Origin of the sequence: Nonomuraea sp. NPDC049400 (assembly GCF_044466425.1) — a bacterium.
GTDB lineage: Bacteria > Actinomycetota > Actinomycetes > Streptosporangiales > Streptosporangiaceae > Nonomuraea.
The window spans coordinates 44,876-67,585 of record NZ_JBITMP010000002.1; the positions used below are offsets into that span (position 1 = coordinate 44,876).

23 protein-coding genes are annotated in these 22,710 nt (G+C 68.5%); 7 read left to right on the forward strand and 16 right to left on the reverse strand.

Features of this window, described 5'->3' with window-relative positions; genetic code table 11:
• Window positions 1-9 precede the first annotated feature (9 nt).
• Genes ACIBVN_RS02235 through ACIBVN_RS02255 form a run of 5 tightly spaced genes read right to left on the reverse strand, consistent with a single transcriptional unit; the run spans window position 10 to window position 4,446 of the window.
• Window positions 10-987 (reverse strand): branched-chain amino acid ABC transporter permease, encoded by a 978-nt coding sequence (locus tag ACIBVN_RS02235; RefSeq protein WP_397131737.1) that lies wholly within the window; start codon window positions 985-987, stop codon window positions 10-12.
• Window positions 984-1,844, reverse strand: coding sequence for a branched-chain amino acid ABC transporter permease (locus tag ACIBVN_RS02240; RefSeq protein ID WP_397131739.1), 861 nt, complete (start codon window positions 1,842-1,844; stop codon window positions 984-986). The genes ACIBVN_RS02235 and ACIBVN_RS02240 overlap by 4 nt, the downstream gene beginning before the upstream one ends.
• Window positions 1,841-2,512, reverse strand: coding sequence for an ABC transporter ATP-binding protein (locus ACIBVN_RS02245; protein WP_397131741.1), 672 nt, complete (start codon window positions 2,510-2,512; stop codon window positions 1,841-1,843). Before ACIBVN_RS02245 ends, ACIBVN_RS02240 begins: the two co-directional genes overlap by 4 nt.
• Window positions 2,509-3,264, reverse strand: coding sequence for an ABC transporter ATP-binding protein (locus ACIBVN_RS02250; protein ID WP_397131743.1), 756 nt, complete (start codon window positions 3,262-3,264; stop codon window positions 2,509-2,511). Before ACIBVN_RS02250 ends, ACIBVN_RS02245 begins: the two co-directional genes overlap by 4 nt.
• Before the next feature lie 3 nt (window positions 3,265-3,267).
• Window positions 3,268-4,446 carry an ABC transporter substrate-binding protein gene (locus ACIBVN_RS02255; protein ID WP_397131745.1) on the reverse strand — a complete coding sequence of 393 codons (1,179 nt, stop codon included), beginning with the start codon at window positions 4,444-4,446 and terminating at the stop codon, window positions 3,268-3,270.
• Window positions 4,447-4,533: 87 nt separating this feature from the next.
• Between ACIBVN_RS02255 and ACIBVN_RS02260 the strand changes: the two genes are divergently transcribed.
• The 3 genes from ACIBVN_RS02260 to ACIBVN_RS02270 are packed head-to-tail and all read left to right on the forward strand — an operon-like array spanning window position 4,534 to window position 7,989.
• Complete coding sequence (locus ACIBVN_RS02260) at window positions 4,534-5,340, forward strand: PaaX family transcriptional regulator C-terminal domain-containing protein (protein ID WP_397131747.1); 807 nt, start codon at window positions 4,534-4,536, stop codon at window positions 5,338-5,340.
• A gap of 51 nt (window positions 5,341-5,391) precedes the next feature.
• Window positions 5,392-6,882 carry a long-chain fatty acid--CoA ligase gene (locus tag ACIBVN_RS02265; RefSeq protein WP_397131749.1) on the forward strand — a complete coding sequence of 497 codons (1,491 nt, stop codon included), beginning with the start codon at window positions 5,392-5,394 and terminating at the stop codon, window positions 6,880-6,882.
• Window positions 6,883-6,888: 6 nt separating this feature from the next.
• Window positions 6,889-7,989, forward strand: a complete 1,101-nt coding sequence (locus ACIBVN_RS02270; protein WP_397131751.1) for a 5-methyltetrahydropteroyltriglutamate--homocysteine S-methyltransferase — start codon at window positions 6,889-6,891, stop codon at window positions 7,987-7,989.
• Between the two features lie 63 nt (window positions 7,990-8,052).
• Here ACIBVN_RS02270 and ACIBVN_RS02275 read toward each other — a convergent pair whose 3' ends face one another.
• From ACIBVN_RS02275 to ACIBVN_RS02310, 8 genes are all read right to left on the reverse strand, one after another.
• Entirely contained in the window at window positions 8,053-9,375 is a 1,323-nt protein-coding gene (locus tag ACIBVN_RS02275) for a glycoside hydrolase (RefSeq protein ID WP_397131753.1), read from the reverse strand.
• A 164-nt stretch (window positions 9,376-9,539) separates the two neighbouring features.
• On the reverse strand, window positions 9,540-10,793 hold the full coding sequence (locus tag ACIBVN_RS02280) for a lamin tail domain-containing protein (protein ID WP_397131755.1): 1,254 nt from the start codon (window positions 10,791-10,793) through the stop codon (window positions 9,540-9,542).
• A 108-nt stretch (window positions 10,794-10,901) separates the two neighbouring features.
• Entirely contained in the window at window positions 10,902-11,627 is a 726-nt protein-coding gene (locus ACIBVN_RS02285) for a TetR/AcrR family transcriptional regulator (RefSeq protein WP_397131757.1), read from the reverse strand.
• A gap of 64 nt (window positions 11,628-11,691) precedes the next feature.
• Window positions 11,692-13,050, reverse strand: coding sequence for a sulfatase-like hydrolase/transferase (locus ACIBVN_RS02290; protein ID WP_397131759.1), 1,359 nt, complete (start codon window positions 13,048-13,050; stop codon window positions 11,692-11,694).
• A gap of 10 nt (window positions 13,051-13,060) precedes the next feature.
• A complete protein-coding gene (locus ACIBVN_RS02295; protein WP_397131761.1) occupies window positions 13,061-13,867 on the reverse strand; it encodes a carbohydrate ABC transporter permease in 807 nt (268 codons plus the stop codon).
• Window positions 13,867-14,739: a carbohydrate ABC transporter permease gene (locus ACIBVN_RS02300; RefSeq protein WP_397131763.1), complete on the reverse strand. Its 873-nt coding sequence runs from the start codon at window positions 14,737-14,739 to the stop codon at window positions 13,867-13,869. Before ACIBVN_RS02300 ends, ACIBVN_RS02295 begins: the two co-directional genes overlap by 1 nt.
• The gene (locus ACIBVN_RS02305; protein WP_397131765.1) at window positions 14,736-16,001 is read right to left on the reverse strand and encodes an extracellular solute-binding protein; all 1,266 of its coding nucleotides are present in this window, start codon (window positions 15,999-16,001) and stop codon (window positions 14,736-14,738) included. Before ACIBVN_RS02305 ends, ACIBVN_RS02300 begins: the two co-directional genes overlap by 4 nt.
• 15 nt (window positions 16,002-16,016) lie before the next feature.
• The gene (locus tag ACIBVN_RS02310) at window positions 16,017-17,018 is read right to left on the reverse strand and encodes a LacI family DNA-binding transcriptional regulator (protein ID WP_397131767.1); all 1,002 of its coding nucleotides are present in this window, start codon (window positions 17,016-17,018) and stop codon (window positions 16,017-16,019) included.
• Between the two features lie 419 nt (window positions 17,019-17,437).
• Here ACIBVN_RS02310 and ACIBVN_RS02315 point away from each other — a divergent pair, with 419 nt between their 5' ends.
• Complete coding sequence (locus ACIBVN_RS02315) at window positions 17,438-17,686, forward strand: hypothetical protein (protein WP_397131769.1); 249 nt, start codon at window positions 17,438-17,440, stop codon at window positions 17,684-17,686.
• 362 nt (window positions 17,687-18,048) lie between these two features.
• On the opposite strand, the gene ACIBVN_RS02320 is transcribed toward ACIBVN_RS02315, so the two are convergent.
• Window positions 18,049-18,504: an ATP-binding protein gene (locus ACIBVN_RS02320; protein WP_397131771.1), complete on the reverse strand. Its 456-nt coding sequence runs from the start codon at window positions 18,502-18,504 to the stop codon at window positions 18,049-18,051.
• A 103-nt stretch (window positions 18,505-18,607) separates the two neighbouring features.
• Here ACIBVN_RS02320 and ACIBVN_RS02325 point away from each other — a divergent pair, with 103 nt between their 5' ends.
• From ACIBVN_RS02325 to ACIBVN_RS02335, 3 genes are all read left to right on the forward strand, one after another.
• Entirely contained in the window at window positions 18,608-18,826 is a 219-nt protein-coding gene (locus ACIBVN_RS02325) for a hypothetical protein (protein ID WP_397131773.1), read from the forward strand.
• Window positions 18,827-19,222: 396 nt separating this feature from the next.
• Window positions 19,223-19,960: a sulfotransferase domain-containing protein gene (locus ACIBVN_RS02330; RefSeq protein ID WP_397131775.1), complete on the forward strand. Its 738-nt coding sequence runs from the start codon at window positions 19,223-19,225 to the stop codon at window positions 19,958-19,960.
• Between the two features lie 16 nt (window positions 19,961-19,976).
• Window positions 19,977-20,504 carry a hypothetical protein gene (locus ACIBVN_RS02335; RefSeq protein ID WP_397131777.1) on the forward strand — a complete coding sequence of 176 codons (528 nt, stop codon included), beginning with the start codon at window positions 19,977-19,979 and terminating at the stop codon, window positions 20,502-20,504.
• A gap of 210 nt (window positions 20,505-20,714) precedes the next feature.
• Here the strand turns inward: ACIBVN_RS02335 and ACIBVN_RS02340 are convergent, their stop codons facing one another.
• Window positions 20,715-22,037, reverse strand: a complete 1,323-nt coding sequence (locus tag ACIBVN_RS02340) for a condensation domain-containing protein (protein WP_397131779.1) — start codon at window positions 22,035-22,037, stop codon at window positions 20,715-20,717.
• Window positions 22,038-22,080: 43 nt separating this feature from the next.
• Entirely contained in the window at window positions 22,081-22,632 is a 552-nt protein-coding gene (locus tag ACIBVN_RS02345; protein ID WP_397131781.1) for an AAA family ATPase, read from the reverse strand.
• Window positions 22,633-22,710 lie beyond the last annotated feature (78 nt).

The window sequence follows — 22,710 nt, forward strand, 5'->3', positions numbered from 1 at the left end:
CGCTTCGCGTCAGCGGGTTTCCACGGTCGGGGCGTCCCTCTTGCGCGAGAGGCGTCCCGAGAGGGCGGGGAGCAGGCCGTGCGGCAGGAAGAGCACGACCAGGATGAGCACGAGCGCGTACACGGCGTACGACAGCACGCTGGGCGCGTACGACGGCATCCCCGGCAGCGCGGCCAGGCTGTTGAGCCCCTGCACGAGCAGCGTGATCGCGGTGGCCCCCACCACCGCGCCCCAGATCGTGCCCAGCCCGCCGACGACGGCCATGACGATGTACTGGATCGAGATGAGCACGGGGAACGAGCCCGGCGCCACGTACCCGGTGTAGAAGCAGTAGATCCCGCCGGCGAGTCCCGCGAACGCCGCCGACAGCGCGAACACCACCAGCTTGTACCGCCCGACCGGGATCCCCGAGGACGCGGCGGCGGTCTCGCTGGTGGCCAGCGCGCGCAGGGCGCGCCCCGGCCGGGAGTCGATGACGTTGCGGGTCACCAGCATCACCAGCGCCAGCCCCGCCCAGGTCAGGTACGCGTACGCGGCCGCGGAGCCCGCCTCGAACGACCCGACCGCGAACTGCGGGATCGCCTGCAGCCCGATGTCCCCGCCGGTGACCTCCAGCTGCCCGGCCAGCGAGAGCAGGATGAGCTGCATGGCCAGCGTGGCGAACGCCAGATGGTGCCCGCGAAGGCGCAGCAGCGGCACGCCGATCACCAGCGCCGACCCGGCCGCCGCGACGGGTGCCGCGAGCAGTCCGGCCACCGGCGGCACGCCGTGCAGCGACAGCAGCGCGGCGGTGTAGGCGCCGATGGCGTAGAAGGCGCCCTGGCCCAGGGAGACCTGCCCGGCGTACCCCATGAGCAGCGACACCCCGACCGTGACCATCGCGGCCAGCCCGAGCAGGATGTACACGGCCAGCGCGCTGTCGTCGAGCACCGCGGGCAGCGCCAGCGTCACGGCCGCGACCAGCAGCCCGGCCACCAGCCGGATCATGTCGGCTCCTGGGAGACGGCCGAGCGCCGGCTCGCCTGTACGATCATCACGACGATCATGAGACCCAGCGCCACCTCCAGCTGGTGCGACCCGTAGCCGTACCCCGCGGCCATGGTCTCGGCCACGCCCAGCAGCAGCGCGCCGGCCAGCGTGATCACGGGCCGGGTGAGCGCGCCGAAGACGGCCGCGGCGAAGGCGTTCACGATGAGCGTGACGTCGGTGTCGAACGAGATCGGCCGCAGCGGCGTCACCAGCACCCCGGCGATCCCGCCGAGCAGCCCGCCCAGCGCGAACGCCAGCAGCCCCATCAGCCGCGTGTCGATGCCCACGACTCGGGCGGCGTACGGGTTGGACGCGCAGGCCGTCAGCGCCTTGCCCAGGTAGGTGCGCCCGAAGAAGAGCGCGAGCAGGGCGAAAGCGGCCGCCGTCACGCCGATGACCAGCAGGTGCTGCGTCTGGATCCGCGCGCCCGCCACGGTCACCGAGCCTGCGAGCCCGGGCGCGGAGCGCGGCTGGTCGCCCCACAGGACGATCTCGACGGCGTACGCGAGCACGCCCACGCCGAGCGTGACGATCAGCGACGAGAGCGGCGTGGTGTCCCGCTTGCCGATGGCGGCAAGACCCGTCAGCAGGCCGGCCAGCGCCGCGACCAGGACGGCGGCCAGTTCGCTCAATCCGTGCGGGACTCCGAGGCCGAGCAGCGAGGACGTGCACAGTCCCGCCACGACCGCGAACGTCCCTTGCGCGAAGTTCACCACGCCCGTGACCCGGTGGATGACGACCAGCCCGCTGGCGATGAGCGCGATCGCACACCCGACCGCAAGGCCGTTGAGGAGGTAGGTGAGGAACGCGCTCATGTGATCGCCCCGCCCAGGTACGCGCCCGCCACGCGCGGGTCCTCGGCCAGCTCCGCGCATTCGCCCTCGGCCACCGAACGCCCGGATTCCAGCACATAAGCCCGCCGGCACAGGTCGAAGGCGAGCCGCGCGTTCTGCTCGATGAGCAGCACGGTGAGCCCCTGCGACCGGTTCAGCTCGGAGAGGTGCCCGGCCAGGTCGGCGGTCACGTTGGGCGCGAGCCCCAGGGAGAGCTCGTCCACCACCAGCACCGAAGGCCGCGACATCATGGCCCGCCCGAACGCCACCATCTGCTGCTCGCCCCCGGACAGCACCCCCGCCCGCCGCCCGGCCAGCTCGGCCAGCCGGGGGAGCAGGTCGTAGACGTACGAGGGGTCGCGCTCGCCCGAGCGCCATCCAGAGCGCCATCCCCCCAAGGCCAGGTTGTCCGCAACCGACAAATCCGGAAACAGCTGGCGGCCCTCCGGGATGAGCGCCAGCCTGCCCTCGACCTCGACCGTGCCCGAGGCCGGCCGGAGGAGGCCCGCGAGGGTGTTGGCCAGCGTCGACTTGCCCGCGCCGTTCGGGCCGAGCAGGGCGACCATCTCGCCCCGCCGCACGGTGAGCGTGACGTGGTCGAGCGCGGTCGCGGTGCCGTACGAGACGACCAGATCCCTGACGTCGATCATGAGGCCTGTCCGAGATAGGCGGCGAGCACCAGCGGATCGGCCCGCACCTCGGCGGGCGAGCCGTCCGCGATGACCTGTCCCAGGTCGAGCACCACCACGCGGTCGGCCAGCCGCGTCACGAACGCCACGTCGTGCTCGATGAGCAGGATCGTCAGGCCGTCCGCGCGCAGCTCCTCGACCAGCGCGGCGAGCCGCTCGCGCTCCTGGGCGCGCAGCCCGGCGGCGGGCTCGTCGAGCAGCAGCAGCCGGGGCCGTGCGCACAGGGCGCGGGCTAGCTGGAGCGCCCGCTGCTGCCCGATGGGCAGCAGGTCGGCGGGCCGGTCCGCCCAGTCGGCCAGCCCCACCCTCTGGAGCACGGCGTCTGTTTCTGCGCTGGTCTCCCGCTCGTCGCGCCGGTGCCGCGGCAGCCGCAGCGCCGCCGACACGAACCCGGCACCGGTACGGCTGTGCATCCCGACCATGACGTTCTCCCTGACGGTCATGCCGCGGAACACCCTGGCCGCCTGGAACACGATCGACATGCCGAGCCTGGCCCGCCTGTGCGGCGGGAGCCCGTCCACGCGGTGCCCGAGGAACGAGATGCGGCCGCGCTCGGGTGTGAGATGCCCGGTGATCAGGTTGAACAGCGTGGACTTGCCTGCCCCGTTCGGCCCGATGACGCCGCAGACCTCGCCGTCCGCGACGGCCAGCGAGACGTCGCGGACGGCGTAGACGCCGCCGAAGGAGCGGGAGAGCCCGGTGACCGTCAGCACGCGCTACCCCGCGCCGACGGTCTTGGCGAGCTGCTCCTTGGCCCATTCGGTGGGAACGAACTTCCCGTTCTGCACCGTGTTGACCGAGATGAACTCGGGGGAGAGCCCGGAGTGGTCGGTGGGGGAGTAGCGGAAGCGGCCGTTCGGCGTGACCAGGTCCATGCGCTCCAGCGCCTGCTGCACCTTGGCCTTGTCGGTGCCGCCCGCCTTCCTGATCGCCTCGAAGAGCAGCAGGCTCGCGCTGTAGCCGTCCTGCGCGAACTGCGGCGGCGGGTAGCCGTGCTTCTGCTGGTAGGGCTGGGCCATCTGCTCGATGACCTGTTTCTGCTTGCCGTCGGGGAGGTACTCGCCGACGACGCCGATGGCGCTCTGCACGGTCATGCCCTCGGCGGCGCCGCCCATCGGCTCCAGCCAGAGCTTGCTGGCCTGCGACGCGGTCAGGAACAGCGGCGTCTTGAGCCCCGAGGCCACGTACTGCTTGGCCGCCGTCACGCCCGGCGCGCCCGAGCCCCAGAACACCAGCGCCTCTGCGGCCGAGTCGCGCACATGGGTGAAGAGCGGGCTGAAGTCCGAGGTCGTGGTCTCGTACGGCTCGTCCACGGCGATCTTCACGCCGTACTTGGGCGCGAGGGCGACCATGGACTTGTGGCCGGATACCGAGTAGGCGCTCTTGGAGTCCCAGGCCACGGCGACTGTCTTGATGCCCTTGGCCTGGATGTACTGCAGGTAGCGCTCGGCGTACATGCTGGACAGGGCGGGGGTGACGAAGACGTACGACTTGATCGGCTCGACCTGCTCCTGCGCCGGGGCCAGCGACAGGTACGGCATCTTGTCGCGCTGGGCGAGCGGCTCGATCGCGAGCGCCGAGTTGGAGAAGACCGGGCCGATCAGCGCGTCGATCTCGCCCTTGATCTGGTTGTAGGCCACGATGCCCTGGTCGGGAGCGGTCTTGTCGTCGCGCGTGACCAGCTCGACCTTGCGGCCCAGCAGCCCGCCCTGCGCGTTGACCTGCTCGACCGCCAGCTCGACGGCCTTCTTGTCCTCGCTGCCCAGCGGGGTGTAGTTGCCGGTCAGGGAGACGATGAGGCCGACTTTGATCGAGCCTTCGGCGCTTGAGCCGCCGCCTCCGCACGCGGCGACGGCTAACGCGAGACAAACCAGGGACGGGAGCAACCTGCGCATTCAGGACCTCCTGGGATGTGGCCCTGAATGTAGGCAGATACATTACGGCTGTCAATACTGTGCCCAATATACGTGGAGGGCTTTCCGATGCGGCCTCAGTCGGTGATGCTGACGTTCCTCGGAGACCATGTGTACGGCCGCGGCATCTGCGTGTCGTCGGGCAGCTTCATCGAGGCGTTCGCCAAGGTCGGGATCTCCGAGGAGGCGACGCGCTCGATGCTGACCAGGATGGTCCGGCGCGGCTTGCTGCGCCGTCAGCGCTCGGGCCGCCGCATGTACTTCGGCCTCACCCCGACGAGCACGGAGGTGCTCAAGGACGGCGAGCGCCGCATCTGGCACAGCGGCGTCGTCAACGACGCGGACGAGGACCGCTGGACGCTGATCGGCTTCTCGCTGCCCGAGTCCTGGCAGCGGCAGCGGCACGAGCTGCGCTCGCGGCTGGTCTGGGCCGGGTTCGGACCGCTGCAGAACGGCCTGTGGATCGCGCCCGGCGAGGTGGACGCCGCGCGCGTGGTCGAGGACCTCGGGGCGAACATGAAGGTCTTCGCCGCCGAGCCCAGACAGCCGACCGACATGCAGGCGCTGGTCAGGGACGCGTACGACCTGGCGGGCCTGGGCGAGCGCTACCGCGAGTTCCTGCGCCGCTGGGACCGGGCCGATCCCGCGCCGGACGCGCCCGACGACCTGGCGCGCTCCCTGACGCTGCTGACCGGCTGGCTCCAGATCATCAGGACCGACCCGCGGCTGCCGCTGCGCTACCTGCCGCACGACTGGCCGGCGGAGAAGGCGCAGCGGGTCTGCCACGCGCTGCACGAGCGGTTCAGGCCGGAGGCGGCGCGAATCGCGGAGCGGCTCCTCGACGTCGTGCCGGATGTAACTTGGGCAGAACGGTGACAGCGATCGCATAGTGGCCTAACTTGAGGGCTTGAGCGTCAAGGAGCGCCGATGCGGAATCAGGGGATTGGCTCGTGGCCGGCACGCAGGGCCCGCATGACGCCCGAGCGCGTGGCTTTGACGTACCGGGGACGCGACCGCACCTACCGTGAGCTGCGCGAACGGACGTACCGGCTGGCGTCAGCGCTGGGCGTGGGGCGCGGCGAGCGGGTCGCCTTCCTCGGGGTCAACCAGCCCGCGCTGGTGGAGACGTTCTTCGCGGCGGGGCTGCTGGGGGCGGCGTTCGTCCCGCTGAACGCCCGGCTGGCCAGGCCCGAGCTGCGGTTCATCCTGGAGGACGCGCAGCACTCGGTCCTAGTACTGGGCGAGGAGCAGGACGGCGACGGGCTGCCGGGACGTCACGTCGTGGCCGCCGACTACGAGGAGCTGCTCGCGTCCGGTTCGCCCGAGCCGATCGACGAGCCGGTGCGTCAGGACGACATATGCCTGATCATGTACACGTCCGGGACGACGGGACGGCCCAAGGGCGCCATGCTGACCCACGCCAACCTGACCTGGAACACCTTCAACCTGCTGGTCGACGTGCCGCTCGCGCACGACGAGGTCACGCTGGTCAGCGCGCCGCTGTTCCACATCGCGGCGCTGGCCCAGACGCTGATCCCGACCGTGCTCAAGGGCGGCCGGGTCCTCCTGGAGCCCTCCTTCGACGTGGACAGGACGTTCGACCTGATCGAGGGGGAGCGGGTGACGGTGATGTTCGGGGTGCCGTCGATGTTCGGCTTCCTCGCGCGGTCGCCGCGCTGGGCGGGGTCGGACCTGTCGAGCCTGCGGCACCTGCTGTGCGGGGGCGCGCCGGTGCCCGAGCCGCTGATCCGGATATATCAGGATCGGGGGCTGACGTTCCTCCAGGGGTACGGCATGACCGAGACGGCCCCCGGCGCCCTTTTCCTCGGTGCGGAGCACTCGATCACCAAGGCGGGCTCGGCCGGGGTGCCGTGCTTCTTCTCCGACGTCCGGCTGGTCGCGCCGGACGGGACCACCGCGGGTCCCGGCGAGCCGGGGGAGGTGTACGTACAGGGCCCCAACGTCATGCCCGGCTACTGGCGGCGCCCGGAGGAGAGCGCGAAGGCGCTGTCGGCGGACGGCTGGTTCCGCTCGGGGGACATCGGCGTCGCCGACGAGGACGGCTACGTGCGGATCTCCGACCGCATCAAGGATGTGATCATCTCCGGCGGCGAGAACATCTATCCCGCCGAGGTGGAGAGCGTGCTGTACGAGCACCCGGCGGTCGCCGAATGCGCGGTGATCGGCGTGCCGGACGAGAAGTGGGGCGAGGTGGGCATGGCCCTGGTCGTCGTGCGGGGCGGTTCGAAGGCCGAGGCGGGGGAACTGCTGGCATATCTGGACGGCCGCCTGGCCCGCTTCAAAATCCCGAAATATCTGCAGTTCGTGCCCGAATTGCCCAAGAACGCGGCAGGCAAGCTGCTCAAAGCCCCCCTCAGAAAGCTCTACGGGTCCGACCGCCACGACCACAGGAGATGATCTTCAATGCGCACCTCGCCGCCGTTCCGCGCGGACCACGTCGGCAGCCTGCTCCGCCCGCCCGCGCTGCTCACCGCCCGCGAGACCCTCACGGGCGACGCGCTGCGCGAGGCCGAGGACGAGGCCATCAGGGAGGTGGTACGCAGGCAGGAGGAGATCGGGCTGCAGAGCGCCTCCGACGGCGAGTTCCGGCGGGCGTCGTGGCACATGGACTTCATCTACCAGCTCGGCGGCATCGGCCAGGCCGCCGACGAGCACATCACCGTCCGCTTCCACAACGAGCAGGGCGACATCGAGTTCACCCCGGCCGCGCTGCGGGTGCACGACCGGATCAGGCTGACCGAGCCCGTTTTCGCCGACGACTTCGCGTTCCTGCGTGACACGGTGACCACGACAGTGCCCAAGCTGACCATCCCCTCGCCGAGCATGGTCCACTACCGGGGCGGTCCCGCGGCCATCGACCCCGAGGTCTACCCCGACGTCGAGGAGTTCTGGCGCGACCTCAGCGCGGCCTACGCCGAGCAGGTGCGCAGGATCGGCGCGCTCGGGTGCACGTACCTGCAGTTCGACGACACGAGCCTGGCATACCTGAACGACCCGGCCCAGCGGGCGGAGCTGGCCTCCCGGGGCGACGACGCCGAGCACATGCACCTGCGTTACATCAAGCAGATCAACGCCGCTCTCGCCGCCAAGCCCGCCGGGATGACGATCACCACGCACATGTGCCGCGGGAACTTCCGGTCCTCCTGGGCCGCCTCGGGCGGTTACGACTTCGTGGCGGAGGCACTGTTCAACGAGCTGAAGGTGGACGGGTTCTTCCTGGAGTACGACGACGAGCGCTCCGGGGGCTTCGAGCCGCTGCGCTTCGTGCCGCCGGGGAAGATGGTGGTGCTGGGGCTGGTCACGACCAAGCGCGGGGAGCTGGAGTCGAAGGACACGCTCAAGCGGCGGATCGACGAGGCGGCCAAGTTCATCGACCTCGACCAGCTCTGCCTGTCGCCGCAGTGCGGCTTCTCCTCCACGGTGGAGGGCAACCAGCTCACGGCCGACCAGCAGTTCGCCAAGCTCCGCCTGATCGCGGAGACGGCGCGGGAGGTGTGGGGATAGCTGCTCGGCCGTCACGGCAGGACAAGAGCCCGGGCCGGCACCTGCCCGGGCTCTTGCGGCTCGTCAGCGGATGACGATCGTGGTGAGCGCCCGCGGCTGGAGCGTCACCGTGCGGCCCGTCACCGGGGACGGGGTGAGCGAGTTGGCGCCGTCCGTGAGGTACGCGGTCGCCCGGCCGCGCACGCCCTGCCACGTGACGGGCGCGGTGCCGGTGTTGAGCACCTCGATGACACGGGAGCCGTCGGCGTTGCGGAACGCGGAGACCTTCAGCGCCGGATCCGCCGCCTGCGCCTCCAGCCTGACCGCGCCCGGCCGGATGAACCTGCTGTACGCCGCCAGCGCCCACAGCCGCTTGGACACCCGGTACGTCTTCGCCGCGTCGTCGAGCTGCAGCAGCGCCCTGGTGGTGCCGCGGGAGCCGCCCAGCCAGTAGACGTAGCCGCTGACGTTGCCGAGCGTGAGCGCGTCGTGGACGGCCTGCGCGATCGTGAAGCCGTCGTAGCCGCTCCCGTCGTCCCAGTTCTCGTTCCAGGTGCTGCCGCTCGGGTTCCACTCCGACATCCAGGTGCGCCTGCTCGTCGGCAGCGGGGCGTCCACCGGGCTGGCGTACGTGTGCCCGGTGTGGGTCTTCACCCAGCGGCGGGCCTCGGGGTCGGCCTCGATCGCGGCCGTGTACGCCTTCGCCTGGTTCCAGCCGAAGGAGTCGCAGCAGACCACGTTCACGCCCTTGGCGACCGGCCCGAGCACCTTGACGAACTGGGCGGCCTGCTCGGGGGTGAAGCGCATCGAGGCGTACGAGGCCGTCCAGTCGGGCTCGTTCGTGAACCCGAGGTCGGTGATCTTGATGCCTTCCCTGGCGTAGAACTTCGTGTACTGCACCAGGTAGTCGGCGTAGGCCTGCTGCCACTCCGGCTTCAGCGTGCCGCCGTTCTTGTCGGTGCCGTTGTCCTTCATGTAGCCGGGCGCGCTCCAGGCGTCGGCGAAGAAACGCTTCACCCCGTACGCCTTGGCCGCCTTGGCCACCCACACCTGGCTGTTGTCGTCGCCGTCCCAGACGTACTTGGGCGGGGCCTGCGGGCCGCCCGGGTCATCGGGCTGGATCGACACCATGTGGTCGTACGGGCTGCCGGTGGGGGACGAGCCGATGCCCAGCCGCAGGATGCTGAGCCCCGCCCCCTTCTCGCGGTCGAACCACAGGTCGAGGACCTCCCGCTGCTGCGACTCCGACAGTGCCTTGAGCAACTCGTTGCGCCGGAACGCCTGGGAGATGCCGAAGCCGTCGATCTCCTGGTGCCTGACATGCTCGTTCACGGTGATGGCCGGTGGCTGGGACGGGTTCACCGCGGGGACGCCGAGCAGGGCGACCGCGACAACTCCTCTTAACATGACGCCTCCGAAAGTTTTCGGAAATGTATCGATATGTTTCATCGATATCGCCGGAACCGTAAGGCGTCGAGAGGTGCCACGTCAACAGTTCGGCAGGCGTCGCCGTGCGACAGGAGGGAGCGGGCCAGGGTCCCATGAGCCGCGGGGAGCCCTGGCCCGTGGGGTCAGCGGCCGAAGGCGATCGTCCGGCCGGCCTTGACCCGGTCCGCCTTGTACGTCACCTGGTCGATCGAAGTGCCCTTCGGGTCCACCAGGATGATGGTGTCCCCGCGGTTGCCCAGGCGCACGGCCCCGTCCAGCGTCACCCGCAGCGCCGCCCCGCCCTCGACGGTGCCGGTCAGTGCCTTGCGGCCGCCGGAGGCGTCCGACAGGGCCCAGCCCGCGAGGTCGATCGGGCCCGGCGTGAGGTTCAGCAGCGTGACCGTCTCGTGCCCGAGGTCGGCGCCGACCGGGTCGGGGAGTGCCGCCATGATCAGCAGATCCCCGGCCGCGACGAGCGGCGGCTTGACGGGGGCTCCGGGCGTGGCCGGGTCCGGGGCGATGACGAAGTCCTCGGGCCAGACCGTGAGCTGGATCCGCTGACCTGCCCCCTTGATCACGTCGTGCAGGTTGCCGCGTTCGAGCTTGCCCAGCAGGAACACCTCGTCGTCCCGGTTGACCGGGTCCGCCCGCAGCCACGCGTCGAAGCCGTCGAAGTCCGTGAACCCGGCTGCCAGGTACGGCACGATGCGGCGGAACAGCTTCGGCCATATCACCAGGCGTTCCGCGTCGCCCAGGCTGCCGATGGCGGCAGGGCCGTTCGGGTCGGCGGTGGAGCGGGACCAGATGCCGATGGCCTTGCGCCGGGCGGCCTGCGACACCTCTGCCAGGTGCGTACGCAGCTGCGCGGGCAGCGTCGCGTAGAACGCCGGATAGACCAGCCCGGCGGCCAGCAGCATGCCGTTCACGGACCCGTCCACGAGCGCCGGGTCCAGGAACACCGAGGACCCGTCGGCCCCCGGATGGTCGCCCGCGTACACGAACCCGATCAGCCGTCCGTTCGCGTCGATCCCGTTCGTGAGCACGTGACCGCGGACGGAGTCCTGGTCCGCGGAGCGCACCTTGTTCGGCAGGTCGTCCCAGTAACGCACGTTCGTGAAGCCGAGCAGGCGCAGCAGTTCGTCCCGCGCCGCGTTGGCTCCGGCGAGCTCCTGGTGTGTCTCCTCGAAGTGGGTCTCCAGCGCGTCGATGGACTCCAGGCGTATGGAGACGCCGCGGGCGTTGATCTTCGCCGGTCGGCCCGAGCGCCGCGGCAGTGCCTCCACCAGCGCGGGCGAGTCGGGCAGGAACTTCACGGTGTCGCCGTCGGGCTCAGGGCCCTGTCGCGGGAGATCCGCGTACCGGATCACGAAATTGCCGCGTAAGAGCGTGTAGGTCATGGAATTGCCCCCCATCTTGTGGCGAGCGGAGCGTAACTCGCCTTCTGGGTAGCGTCCATGCGCAATTCAGCAGCGATTTCGTGCCATGAAAAGGGGGGTGAAAGGGGGTCAGGCGAGGCGGGACTGGAGGCCGTCGAGGACCCGCTGGAGGCCGTACTCGAAGTTGTCCTCGTCGGACTCGCGGGCGTCCTGGCCGCGCTGCGCGGCGTAGCGGGCACGCAGGCGCGGGTAGTCCTGGACGGCCCGCTCGGCCGCCGGCCACAGGCGCTCCAACCACTCCTGCTCGGTCTGGCCGCTGCGGGCGATCATGGACAGCATCGCGGCCTCGCCGGTGGACACGCCCAGCACGTACGCGACGACCGTGTTCATCGCCTGGTCGGCCTCCTCGGGCGAGAAGCCGCCGGTCTCGAAGATGCCGAGCAGGTGCTCGGTCTGCCGGAGCATGTTGGGCCCGAGGTAGGCCAGGCCCACCTCGCCGAGCTTGGCGGCGATCCAGGGATGGCGCAGGATCGTGGCGCGCAGGCTGCGGGCGACCTGCTCGATGCCCGCCCGCCAGCCGGAGGCGCCGTCCTGCTCCGGCAGGGGCAGCTCGCCGTAGACCTCGTCCACGGCCAGCTCGAACAGCTCGTCCTTGTTGGCGACGTGGCGGTAGAGGGAGGTGGCTCCGGCGTTGAGCCTGCTGCCCAGGCGGCGCATGCTGAGGGCGTCGACGCCTTCCTCGTCGAGCAGCCGGACGGCCTCGGCCACGATCTGCTCACGGCTCAGCGCGGGTTGCTCCCGCTCACGGCGCGGTCTCGCCCACACCGAGGGGATGGGCTGTTCGTTCGACGGCATGACACCTACCATAGCGCACATCGTACGCAAATGCGCACGCCGAACCGTGGGCTTCTCCTCCCCGCTACGGGCGCTGGTGGCCGAAGCGGACCGGTTTCGGGCCACGCAGGCGGACCTCCGGATCGCTCATCGCCTGGTGCGGTGAGGGCCGCTCGACCGCGGGCTCGACGACCGGTTCGGTCTCACCCGCCGCCACGATCCGCCGTACGAGCCGCTCCCGCAGTCGTGCCGCCACCTCCGCGTGCGAGGGGAAGCCTGCGAGGTTGACCAGCTCGTGCGGGTCGTTCTCCAGGTCGTACAGCGCCTGCTCGCGATAGACGGGAGCGGCCGGGTCGTCCCACGGGTGGGCGTCCTCGGCCACGGCGTAGTACTTCCACCGGGACGTACGGATCCCGCGCCCCACCTCGGACTCGCTGACCTGGAAGAACACCTCTTCTGGCCACGGCGAGCGGGGATCGCGCACCAGCGGCAGGAGCGAGCGCCCCTGCATCGCGTCGGGGACCGGCAGCCCGGCGGCCTCCAGGAGCGTGGGCGGGAGGTCCAGCGTGCTGACCGGGCGGGAGACGGCGCCGCCGCCGTCGAAGCCGGGACCGCGCAGGGCCAGGGGCACGCGGAGCGAGGCGTCGTGGCAGGAGCGCTTGTACTCGCCGTTGCGGGTCTTGAAGTGGTTGCCGTGGTCCGAGGTGTACGCCACGATCGTGTCGTCCAGCAGGTCCATGCTGCGCAGCGCGTCGAGCAGCCGCCCCAGTCCCTCGTCCAGGCGCTTGACCTGTCCCAGGTAGCCGCCCATGTGCTGGTGGGCGGTGCCGCCGAGCGCGGCCAGGTCCTGGGGCATCCAGCGGCCCTGGTGGCGCTCCTCGTACCCGTCGGGCGCCGGGTAGTTGTCCACCTCGTTCTGGTGGTGCGGCTCCAGGAAGGACAGGAAGAGGAAGAACGGCTCGTCGTGGTGGTCGGCGACGAATCGGATGGCCGCGTCCACCAGCGCGTCGGAGCGGTAGCCCGGCAGCAGCACGGGGTCGTTCGCCTCGTCGTACACGATCGTGCGGTAGGCGTCCGAGGTGTGCTCGAGGGCGTTGGCCGCCAGCCACGACTGGTAGCCGCCGCGCTGGCCGGCGGGCACGGGCTCGCTGCCGCCCAGGTGCCATTTGCCGATGTAGCCGGTGGCGTAGCCGGCGGCGCCGAAGTGGTGCGCCAGCGTGCGCTCCTCGGGCGGCAGGACGCGGCCGTTGCGGTGGACGCCCGTCGTGGTCGGGTAGCGGCCCGTCTGCAGGGCGGCGCGGGCGGGCGCGCACACCGGCTGCGGGGTGAGCGCGACCGTGGCCTGCGTGCCGTGCCTGGCCATCCGGTCGAGGTTCGGGGTGAAGGGGCCGACGGTGTCCCACCGCTGCTGGTCGGTGAAGAACACGATCACGTTCGGACGCAAGAAATGACTCCTATTTGAGGCCGGTCAGCGCGATGCCGCGGACGAAATATCGCTGGGTGAGGACGAACAGGACGGCGGTGGGGACGAAGAGGATCACCGAGCCGGCCGCCGTGAGGTGCCACAGGGTGAAGTACTCCTGGTTGAACAGGGTGAGCCCGACCGGGATGGTGCGCATCTCGGGCGTCGAGGTGGCGACCAGCGGCCAGAGGAACTCGTTCCACTGGAAGACGAACGTGAACAGCCCGAGGACGGCCAGCGCGGGCCGCGTCTGCGGCAGGATGACGCTCCGGTAGACCCGCAGCTCCGAGGCGCCGTCGATGCGGGCCGCGCTGATCAGGTCGTCGGGGATGGGCTGGATGAACTGCCGCATGAGGAAGATCCCGAACGCGTCCATGAGGAACGGCGCGATCAACCCCTGGTACGTGTTGAGCCACCCCATGTTGGCCATCAGCACGTACAGCGGGATCATCCGCACGAAGAACGGCACCATGAGCGTGGCCAGCAGCGCCACGAAGAGCGTGTTGCGCAGCGGGAAGCGGAACTTGGCGAACACGTACCCGACGAGCGGGTCGAAGACGAGGTGCGCCAGCGTGATGGCCCCGGCCACGACGAGGCTGTTGACGATGAAGTTGCCGAAGGGCGCGCGGGCGAACAGCTCGGCGTAGTTGCCCCACTGCGGCGAGTCCGGCCAGAGCACGGCGTTCGCCGACAGCGTCTCGGCCTCGGTCTGGAGCGAGAGCGAGAGCATGTAGAGCAGCGGGAGCACCGTCACCAGCGAGGCCAGCCCGAGCAGCAGGTAGAGCAGCGTGCGGCGCATCAGTACACGACCTCCCCGCGCCGCCCCGCCCGGAGCTGGACCAGCGTGAACGCCACGATCACGATCAGCAGCAGCACCGACTGCGCCGAGGAGTAGCCGAAGTCCCTGGCACGGAAGGCCACGTTGAAGATGTGGAAGACGGACAGGTCGGTGGCGTCGCCCGGGCCGCCGCCCGTGATGATGTACGCCTGCCCGAACGCCTGCAGCCCCGAGATCACCGCCATGACCGAGACGAACAGCGTGGTGGGCGCGAGCAGCGGCAGCGTGATGCGCCAGAACCGGCGCCACGCGTCCGCCCCGTCGATCCTGGCGGCCTCGTGGTAGGTCTCGGGGATGCCCTGCAGCCCGGCCAGGAAGAGCACCATCGTGTACCCCACGCTCTGCCAGAGCGTCACGGCGGCGATGGTGAGCAGCGGCGCGGTGTTGAGCCACTGCTGCGCGGGCAGCCCGGCCGCGATCAGCACCCGGTTCAGCACGCCCAGCTCGGGGTCGAGGATGTTGCGCCACAGCAGGCCGACGATGGCCACGGAGGTCAGGTACGGCACCAGCAGCAGCACCCGGAACGCCACGCGGCCCTTGAGCGGCTGGTCGAGCGCCAGCGCCAGGACCAGCCCGAGCACGATCGAGCCCACGACCACGGCCACCGCGAAGGCCACGGTGACCAGGAACGAGTGCCGCACCGCCGAGTCGGCCAGCGCCTGCGTGTAGTTGCCCAGCCCGGCCCACTGGTCGGCCTGCGGCCCGGTGCGCAGGCTGGTGGCCACCACGTTGCCGATCGGCAGGTAGAAGAAGGCCGCGAAGAACAGGATGGCCGGGATGAGGAACAGGTAGGCGGTCCGCGCGTAACGGCCGGCGAGCGTGCGGGGCCTCACCGCAGGAAGCCCTCCGCCGACTTGGTGAACGCCGCGAGCGCCTCGGCGGCCGGCTGGTTCTGGATGAGCACCTGCTGGTACATGACCTTGAGCTGCTCCTCCCACTTGCCGAGCTGGCCGGTGAGCCGCACCTGCTGCGAGGAGTCCTTCGCGTACGGGAGCGCGTCGGCGAAGACCTTGGTGACCTCGTTGGAGGCCACCTCGGGCAGCTTCGTCCACGACACGCGCGGCATGAGCATGCCGGTCTCCTTGGTCGCGGCCTGCTCCACCTCGATGGCGGTGATGCGTTTGATGAAGTCCCACGACAGGTCGGGTCTGGCCGCCTTCGCGGGCACGAACATGCTGACCCCGGCCGCCTGCGTGGCCTGCACCTTGTGCTTGAGCGGCGGCGCGACGCCCAGCTCGATGTCGGGGCTGGTCTTCCTGATCGGGTCGAGGTCCCACGGGCCGGTGAGGATCATCGCGGCGCGCTTGGCCGAGAACAGCTTCTGCGGGCCCGAGTAGTCGGTGCTGGACACCGGCACGGGCGCCACCTTGTGCTTGTGGATCAGGTCGGCCTGGAACTGCAGCGCGGCCACCGCGTCCGCGACCGGCGTCATGACCTTGCCGGTCGCCGGGTCGTAGGGGGTGACGCCGGCCTGCGTCAGCCAGGGCCAGACGTAGAGGTAGTCCTGGTTGAGCGCGACGCCGTACACGCCGTCCTTGGTGAGCTTCCTGGCGGCGGCGAGGAACTCCTCCCAGGTGGCCGGCACCTCCACCCCGGCGTCCCTGAGCATGGCCTTGTTGTAGAAGAGCGTGTTGCAGGTCAGGTGGAGCTGCACGCCGTACACCTTGCCCTGGTACGAGTTGCGCTCGACGGTTACGGGCTGCCAGTCGGCGGGGAAGCCCATCGCCTTGCCGTCGCGGTCGACGTAGTCCTGCAGCGAGCGGGCGTTGCCGGAGACGGCGAACTCCTGCACCCACCCGCCGGGCTCCTCGACCAGGTCGGGCACGGTCCCGGAGGCGAAGTCCGCGAGCAGCCTGGTGCGCAGGTCGGGCCACTGGTACTTCTGCAGGTTGACCTTGACCTTGTTGGCCTGCTCGAACTCGGCGATCACCTTCCGGTAGGCCTGGTAGTCGTGGCCGGCGTTCCAGTAGACGGTGAACGTCCCGGGCGCGGCGGCCTGCGGGGCAGGGGCTCCCGCGCAGGACGACAGGACGGGCACGGTCGCGGCGGCGCCGGCGAGGCGGAGCAGGTCACGGCGGGAGAGAGGGGAGGACATCTCGGGTTTTCCCTTCTAACAAGAGCCCCGCCGCAGGAAGGTCCAGGACCGGACGATCTCGCGGGCGGGCGGCGGCTCCTCGGCCTGGAGACGGTCGAAGAGCAGGCGTACGACGTCGGTGTAGTCGTGCCTGAGCGGGCCGACGGTGCTGAGCTGCGGATTGCTGATGAGACCCTCGTCGATGTTGCCGACGCCGACGATCGCGACGTCGCCGGGCACGCTCAGCCCGGCGTCCCTGGCGGCCCAGATCGCGCTGATGGCGGCCCGGTCGGAGGCCGCGAAGATCGCGTCGGGGCGGTCGGGCGAGCGCAGCAGCTCGGCGGCGGTCTGGTAGGCCGCCACGCGGTCGTCCGCGCCCGAGATGATGATCCGCTCGCTCACGCCGTGCCGGTCCAGCGCCGTCGTGTAGCCGAGCAGCCGTCCGGCGGGCTTGTCCCGGTAGAGCTCGTGGCGGTGCGCCAGGAACGCGATGCGCCGCCTGCCCTGGGCCAGCAGGTGCTCGACCGCCTCCGCGCACGCCTCCGCCTCTGGAGTGCGTACGACGTCGCAGCCCTCGAGCCCGCTCTCGTTGCTCAGCACCACCATCGGCAGCCCGGTGGCGGCGAGCCCGGTGAGCAGCTCATGGGTGAGGTGGTCGCCGGTGAGGTTGACCAGCGCGCCGTCGGCGATCCCGCCGCGCAGCACGTCGACGGCGGCCTTCGCGCGGGCCTCGGAGTAGACGGCGAGCGTCACCACCGAGTAGCCGCGCGCGTCGGCCATCTCGTGCAGGTCGGTGGCCAGGCGCTCGTCGCTCGGCACGCCGCCGAGCGAGCTCAGCACCAGGCAGACCCGCTGGGTGCGGCGCTTGCGCAGGCTCCTGGCGGCCTGGTTGGGGGTGTAGCCGAGCTGCCTGGCGGCGTCGAGCACGCGCTGCCTCGTCTCGGCGGCCACGGGGCGGTCCCGGCCGCTGAGCACGTAGGAGACGGTCGCCACTGACACGTTCGCCAGCTCGGCCACTTGTCGCGCTGTTGGTCTCATGTTAGTCGAATAACCTAGCATTCCCTAGGGGGTTAGAGGGAAATTGTCTGCCTCTGAGGTCGGTGGAGAGGCCGAGGTGTCGATGATCCCCATCGCTCGGCTCGTGTGCGTGTTAATCGTTTAGCACGGTAATCCCAGGCGTCCGCCAGATCAACCCGTCTCCTCGGGCTTTCCCCAGCGGCGTTCCCGGAGGTAGACGGATGTTGAGATGATCAAGCGATATCAGGGTCTGGAGGAGCGCGAGGAAGGCCTTCAGCCAGGCGGCGGCCACGGTGCCGTCGATCGGGGGCTGGGCCGGGTGGACCACATCGGCTTCACAGTGCCCGATCTGGAGGAGGCCAGGACGTTCCTGGTGGACGTGCCCGGCTGCGAGTGCATGTACTCGCTAGGTCCTTTCCGGCACGACGACGGTCCCGTGGATGGAGGAGCACCTCAACGTGCACCCGCGCGCGGTGATGGAGCGGCCGCACTTCTTCGGGTGCGGCGGTCAGGCGATCTCCGAGGTGCCGCGCAACAGCGACATCAGCGGGTGTCACGTGGCCCTTGACGCTTTTGGTGTCGCCGCCGAAGACGGCGTCTGTGTACCAGACATTCTTGGAGTAGTTCTTGCAGCTGAACAGAATATCGCTGCTCGCCTGATCGCGTCCGCCGCTCACCCCACCAGCTAGACCTACCCAACAAGCCCTTCCAGGAGAAGGCCCCAGAGCCGCTTCGTACGGGCGCATGTGAGCCATGCGGTTTCATGCGTCTCGTCTCCGGCCTCCGAGCGGACGACGCGCCGGATGAACATGAGCCCACCGGCCTGGCAGAGCTCGTAGATCACGGCCATGCACTCACACGTGTGGCCGCGCACCCGTACGCCCTGTGTTCGAGGGGTCGGCGGCCACCAAGCGAGACGCTCGTGTCCATCCCGGAGGGGTGCTGCGTGAAAACGTGCCAGCTGTAGTCACCCACGACGGACTTCACCTCCTGCGAGGACCGCAGGAGAAACCGTTCGGGACTACTGGCTGTTCAAACCCCAGCAGCGTCCTCAGGCCGTCTCCAGCAGTGGAATCTCCTCCCGCGACATCGGGCCAACGGCATCAGCCCCAGCGCCGTCACTCCCGCAGGACAGGTCAGCCCACACAACTCGTCCGCCCTCATCTCCCGCGACACCCAACCGGGTACAGAGTGCGGCCACGATGGCGAGCCCTCGCCCGCCTTCAGACAGCTGTCCTTGATGACCTTCGTGCAGGACGGGCTCGTTCGATCCCCCGGCGTCCTTCACCGCGACCCAGGCGGCGGTTCCGAGCAACCAGATCCCAACCGTGAAGACACCGCCTGCCGACATTGTGTGCAAGATCGCGTTGCTGGCCAGCTCCACCACACACGAGATCGCATCGTCGCGGACAGGGCAGTCTCCCAGCAGCGCGGTGGCGAGCCGACGCACGGTAGGCAACTGCACTCGTTCGCCGGGGAAATCACAGCGCCAAGCCATACCGTTCATCGCCCCACCTTCCCTTACGTCGGTGGCGCCACTCGCCACCATCCGAACAACGTCCGATGTCACGCTGCGCAGCCGCCTCGATACTGTCATTCGCCATGCAAACTTGCACACGCTCCCATGGCCGGCCCCTGGCGCCGCGACCGCGCTGCGGCTGAGCGCCGACCGCATGACGATCGCCACCGACGGCACCGACGACGCCCTGGTCACCGTCGAACTCCTCGATGCCTCCGGCTCACCGGCCGAGCATCAGGCCAGCCCGGTCACCGACTACTCCACCGAAGACGGCTGGGGCAGCGCCGCGGACACGCCGCGTGCTCGTTGACCGTGCGGCCCAAATCATGCGACTTCGATCTGGCCTTCAACAAGCATGACCACCTGCTTGTAATACCGATACAAGGTTCGGTGGAATTTCCGTGAAACAGAAAAGAGCATCCTGCAAGAACTTGTCAGGCAGTCCCGGCCACCTGCCGCGAAGCGACGATCACACTACTTCAAGGGCCGGTGCGAGCTATGCGAGGAACCCGGCTCGTTTGCGGGCATGGCGGAGTCCGGTGGCCAGGCGAGGCATGGTGAGCACGTGCAGAAATGGTCCAGCTCACTCGATGCCGTCGTCACGCAGACCGAACCGATCCTCGAACCCGAGTCGTCGTACGCGAATCGGCCGCAACGCCTGCAGACCGTTGCGTGGTTGCCATGCACCAGGATATCATCATTACAAATGATCATATGGATATCATCGTTCCCGAGATCTGGGAACACATACTTCCGCATCCTGCTCAACAGGTTATACGGCATCCGGACCAGCTCGGTTTATCGCGTTGATGGCACGGCGCATGATCTCGGTGCTGACCTCGTCGGGGCCCGGCCTCGCCCCAGAACCATTCGTGAGATGCGAGAGTCCGCCGAGCCGTACTTCCTGAAAACACATCGTCTCCTGGATGCGGATCATCTTGATGATCGCATAATCTACTTATGCCGTGACGGCCGTGATGCGCTGGTTTCTGCTGCCCGCCTCTCATCGCTGGCTCAGCTTCAGCGCGCCTCCGAGGTGAAATCTGTAGATGTGTCCCCCGAGGCTGCCGAAATCAGCTTCGAGCATCGCCTCAGGCATCTTCTCGTATACTCGAGTCACAGAGCTTCGGGATCTTGGGCCGAGCACGTCCTGAGGTGGAACGTAAGTACTTCCTGCAGTTCGGTGGCGCTGGTGAGGTATGAGGACCTGGTGTCGGACCCCGTCGGCATCGCGGAGCAGGCCGTTGCTGCAGTGCTTCCAGGGGCCTCGAGGATCGATGGCCAAGTCCCGACTTTCGGAGAACTTCAAACGGCCGATCCTGGCTTTTTTCGCCGCGGAGTCGCGGGAAGCCACCACGACGAACTTCCCGATCGTCTGCAGGATCTCTTTTGGAGCTGCCCGCTCAATGTTGAAGCGATGAATCTGCTCGGCTATCAGCGATGAAAGATGCTTGACGGATATGTCGATTGATGAATCTCGGCAGGATATGCATCCGGCCAATCTTGTAGCCCCATTCTTCGTCGAGGCGAACCGGATCGCACGAACGATCAATCAAGCGCTGGAGAAGTTCGGCGTATCGTTGCTCGAGTTGGAGTTCCGTCGCCACGAAAGCGTCGAAGATCTTCTCCTCTATCGATTTTTGCGCTCCATGGACAGCCAAATCGAGATCTTGGGGGAACTGTCACGCATGGTCGGCGTACCAGAGGAACGAGTTGCGTCTTCTCTGCAGAGTGCGGACACTGCATCAGGTCGCTCCCAGTTCCCGCAGACGTCCCTAGAAGTGGTATTCCGTGCGCAGCACGAAATGACCGGCCTCTTGCGGGCATTGCAGTCGTCCTGCGAGCCGAAAATTCGCTCGTGGGACGCTGACGCACAGGAGATGTATTGGGATTGCAACGTGCGCTGGAACAGGGTGGCCGGCCGATCTGCTGAAGTCGCGGAAATTCTCGGTATTCTGACTGTCGACCCGATGGCAAAACAGGCTTGACGGCGACGCGCAGGGCGACCGAGGTTCATGGGACGGTCCCGTCCGGTGAGGTGATGACGGACCCCGATCCTCTCGGTGGCGCCGGACTATCCCGGCAACGTAGTGCACGACCGGAGACGACAGATCGACGGCAGCGCGATGAAACGGCACCGCCAGTTCCCGATCGTGACGATGTGAATGTGATGATCAACTCATCTATCAAGAGCTTCTTCAGGTCGCCGACCGAACACCGGCATCGCGATCGTGCTGTGACCAGGGCACCCGCCGAGGAGTATGAGAAGGTTCAACGGTAAGCAGCGCGTACACCCGATTAAGGGCTTCCTCCATCCCATCGCGGGGATATACCCCAGCGTTGTACTCGGCTGTCAGGTAAGCGCTCTCGTCGGTGGGGTGGACCCAGTCGATGAAGCAGGTGACACCGGGCCTGGTGTTGATGGGGGACGGCACGGCCCGGTTCAGGTCCACCAGGCGGACGTCGAGACCCGCCAACCGTAGGTCGTCATGTCTGGAGTGTCCGGTGCGGGCGGTGAGCACGCAGGTGGGTGGGCTCGACACATCGACCAGATCTTCCTGCCAGATGCCGTTCACGACCCGTAATGGCAGTGCGTGTTCGATGGTATCGATCAGGTGGTGTTGAACGCTCTCGGCATGACCGCGGCCGCTGGCGTCGCAGAACACCGGGATCCCATGGGCGAAGAGTCCCACGCTTCGCCAGTAGCCGGGTTGACAGCGACCGTGGCCGTTGGTCACCAGCCCGGAGTGCGACAGTCCGGTCGTCTCCTCGAAGGCCTGCAGAACAGCGCCCGCCACCAGAGCGAACTCGGTCACTCCCCGCCTGGCGGCGGCGCTGGCCAGCTCGGATGCAACGCCATCTGGCAGTCGTCGCTCGAACATCACTGTGGTGCCATCGAGATCGGTGCCTGAGGCGATGGGCCACCGCGGCGGATATTGACCATTTGTCTGCCTTGTAGCACGCCACCACTGACGCCTTTGTTCCCCCCAGGAGCCGTGCAATGCCTCGCGCTGGACCGTGGCGAACTCGGCGTAAGGCCTTGCTTGCCGAAGTGCTGCGGGCTCGGGCCCACCGCATGCCGCAGTGTAGAGAACGGTGAGATCGCGGAGTAGCCATGCCACGGATCCAGCGTCCATGACGAGCTTGTCGAACGAAAGACCGAGCAGATGACGCAGTGTGTTGTCGGATGCCAGAGCCACTCGCCATAGTGGCGGCTCGCGTCGTATGAATCGTTCGTTCAACGCCGCGTGCATCTCGACCGGGTCCAAGTCGTCCAGGACCATAAAACGGAGCTGAGTTTCCCGGGTCGTCGCCGCGGAATTCCCCGACGGGTAGTAGCGGCGCAACACGTCGTGCCGAGCGGCGAGGGTACGGAGGGCAGCAAGAAGCGCCGACCGGTTCAACTCACCGGTCAGTTCCCAGCAGACAGTGAGCGGGATCGGGCTTCCCAGCGGTTGCCCGGTGAGTGATCGCAACCAGGACTCCTCCTGCAGTGAGATGTCGTCCATCGCGCTTGCCATCCGTCCTCCTTCTGCTAGTGCGTCTTGGCCGGCGAGGCCACGATCAGCCGGAGCGATGAGCCTTGTCGATCTCGGCCAGCACCCGGTCTGCCAGCTCGTCCGGGGTCAACGCGCCAGAGTCCACGAAGTACGTCCCGACCGGCATCAGAGCACGGGCGGCGAGGCAGCGATCGACTTGGGCGAGGCGCCACTCGCGAATCTCCTCGTCTCGGGTCGGGTCCGGCGCGAGCACCTGTTGCTTGATCCGGGTCCGGAGCACTTCCTTGTCGAGATCGAGGTAGAGGTTGAGCAGGACTTCCCCCGCCTCTACTGCACCACCCTGGATCTGTTCCAGATACAGAGGATTCACGAGGGTCATCGGGACGATTATCGGTCGCTCGTACTGACGGCGAAGTTCCAGCAGTGTGGTCAATGTGAGGCGCCGCCAAATCGGCAGATCCTGGAAGTCTCCGCTCTCCGGTGCCGGTACGGTCGCGCGGAGCAGGAATCCGATCTCCTCGGGATCGAGGACGAGGCTGTCCGGCAGCCTCTCGCGGAGCTTGCCGCTCAGCGTGGTTTTGCCTGCGCCGAAAGCGCCATTGATCCAGATGATCAAATGAATTTCCTTCCCACGTCGGGTCTTTCTACCGCCGTCCCGATCGGCTGGAGTCCATGGGGCTACGGCAACACCTGC

Coding starts and splice junctions, on each gene's coding strand:
- ACIBVN_RS02235 (WP_397131737.1), bottom strand. CDS start 987: ATGATCCGGCTGGTGGCCGGGCTGCTGGTCGCGGCCGTGACGCTGGCG.
- ACIBVN_RS02240 (WP_397131739.1), bottom strand. CDS start 1,844: ATGAGCGCGTTCCTCACCTACCTCCTCAACGGCCTTGCGGTCGGGTGT.
- ACIBVN_RS02245 (WP_397131741.1), bottom strand. CDS start 2,512: ATGATCGACGTCAGGGATCTGGTCGTCTCGTACGGCACCGCGACCGCG.
- ACIBVN_RS02255 (WP_397131745.1), bottom strand. CDS start 4,446: ATGCGCAGGTTGCTCCCGTCCCTGGTTTGTCTCGCGTTAGCCGTCGCC.
- ACIBVN_RS02260 (WP_397131747.1), top strand. CDS start 4,534: ATGCGGCCTCAGTCGGTGATGCTGACGTTCCTCGGAGACCATGTGTAC.
- ACIBVN_RS02265 (WP_397131749.1), top strand. CDS start 5,392: ATGCGGAATCAGGGGATTGGCTCGTGGCCGGCACGCAGGGCCCGCATG.
- ACIBVN_RS02270 (WP_397131751.1), top strand. CDS start 6,889: ATGCGCACCTCGCCGCCGTTCCGCGCGGACCACGTCGGCAGCCTGCTC.
- ACIBVN_RS02275 (WP_397131753.1), bottom strand. CDS start 9,375: ATGTTAAGAGGAGTTGTCGCGGTCGCCCTGCTCGGCGTCCCCGCGGTG.
- ACIBVN_RS02280 (WP_397131755.1), bottom strand. CDS start 10,793: ATGACCTACACGCTCTTACGCGGCAATTTCGTGATCCGGTACGCGGAT.
- ACIBVN_RS02285 (WP_397131757.1), bottom strand. CDS start 11,627: ATGCCGTCGAACGAACAGCCCATCCCCTCGGTGTGGGCGAGACCGCGC.
- ACIBVN_RS02295 (WP_397131761.1), bottom strand. CDS start 13,867: ATGCGCCGCACGCTGCTCTACCTGCTGCTCGGGCTGGCCTCGCTGGTG.
- ACIBVN_RS02305 (WP_397131765.1), bottom strand. CDS start 16,001: ATGTCCTCCCCTCTCTCCCGCCGTGACCTGCTCCGCCTCGCCGGCGCC.
- ACIBVN_RS02310 (WP_397131767.1), bottom strand. CDS start 17,018: ATGAGACCAACAGCGCGACAAGTGGCCGAGCTGGCGAACGTGTCAGTG.
- ACIBVN_RS02315 (WP_397131769.1), top strand. CDS start 17,438: ATGGAGGAGCACCTCAACGTGCACCCGCGCGCGGTGATGGAGCGGCCG.
- ACIBVN_RS02320 (WP_397131771.1), bottom strand. CDS start 18,504: ATGAACGGTATGGCTTGGCGCTGTGATTTCCCCGGCGAACGAGTGCAG.
- ACIBVN_RS02330 (WP_397131775.1), top strand. CDS start 19,223: ATGATCATATGGATATCATCGTTCCCGAGATCTGGGAACACATACTTC.
- ACIBVN_RS02335 (WP_397131777.1), top strand. CDS start 19,977: ATGTCGATTGATGAATCTCGGCAGGATATGCATCCGGCCAATCTTGTA.
- ACIBVN_RS02340 (WP_397131779.1), bottom strand. CDS start 22,037: ATGGCAAGCGCGATGGACGACATCTCACTGCAGGAGGAGTCCTGGTTG.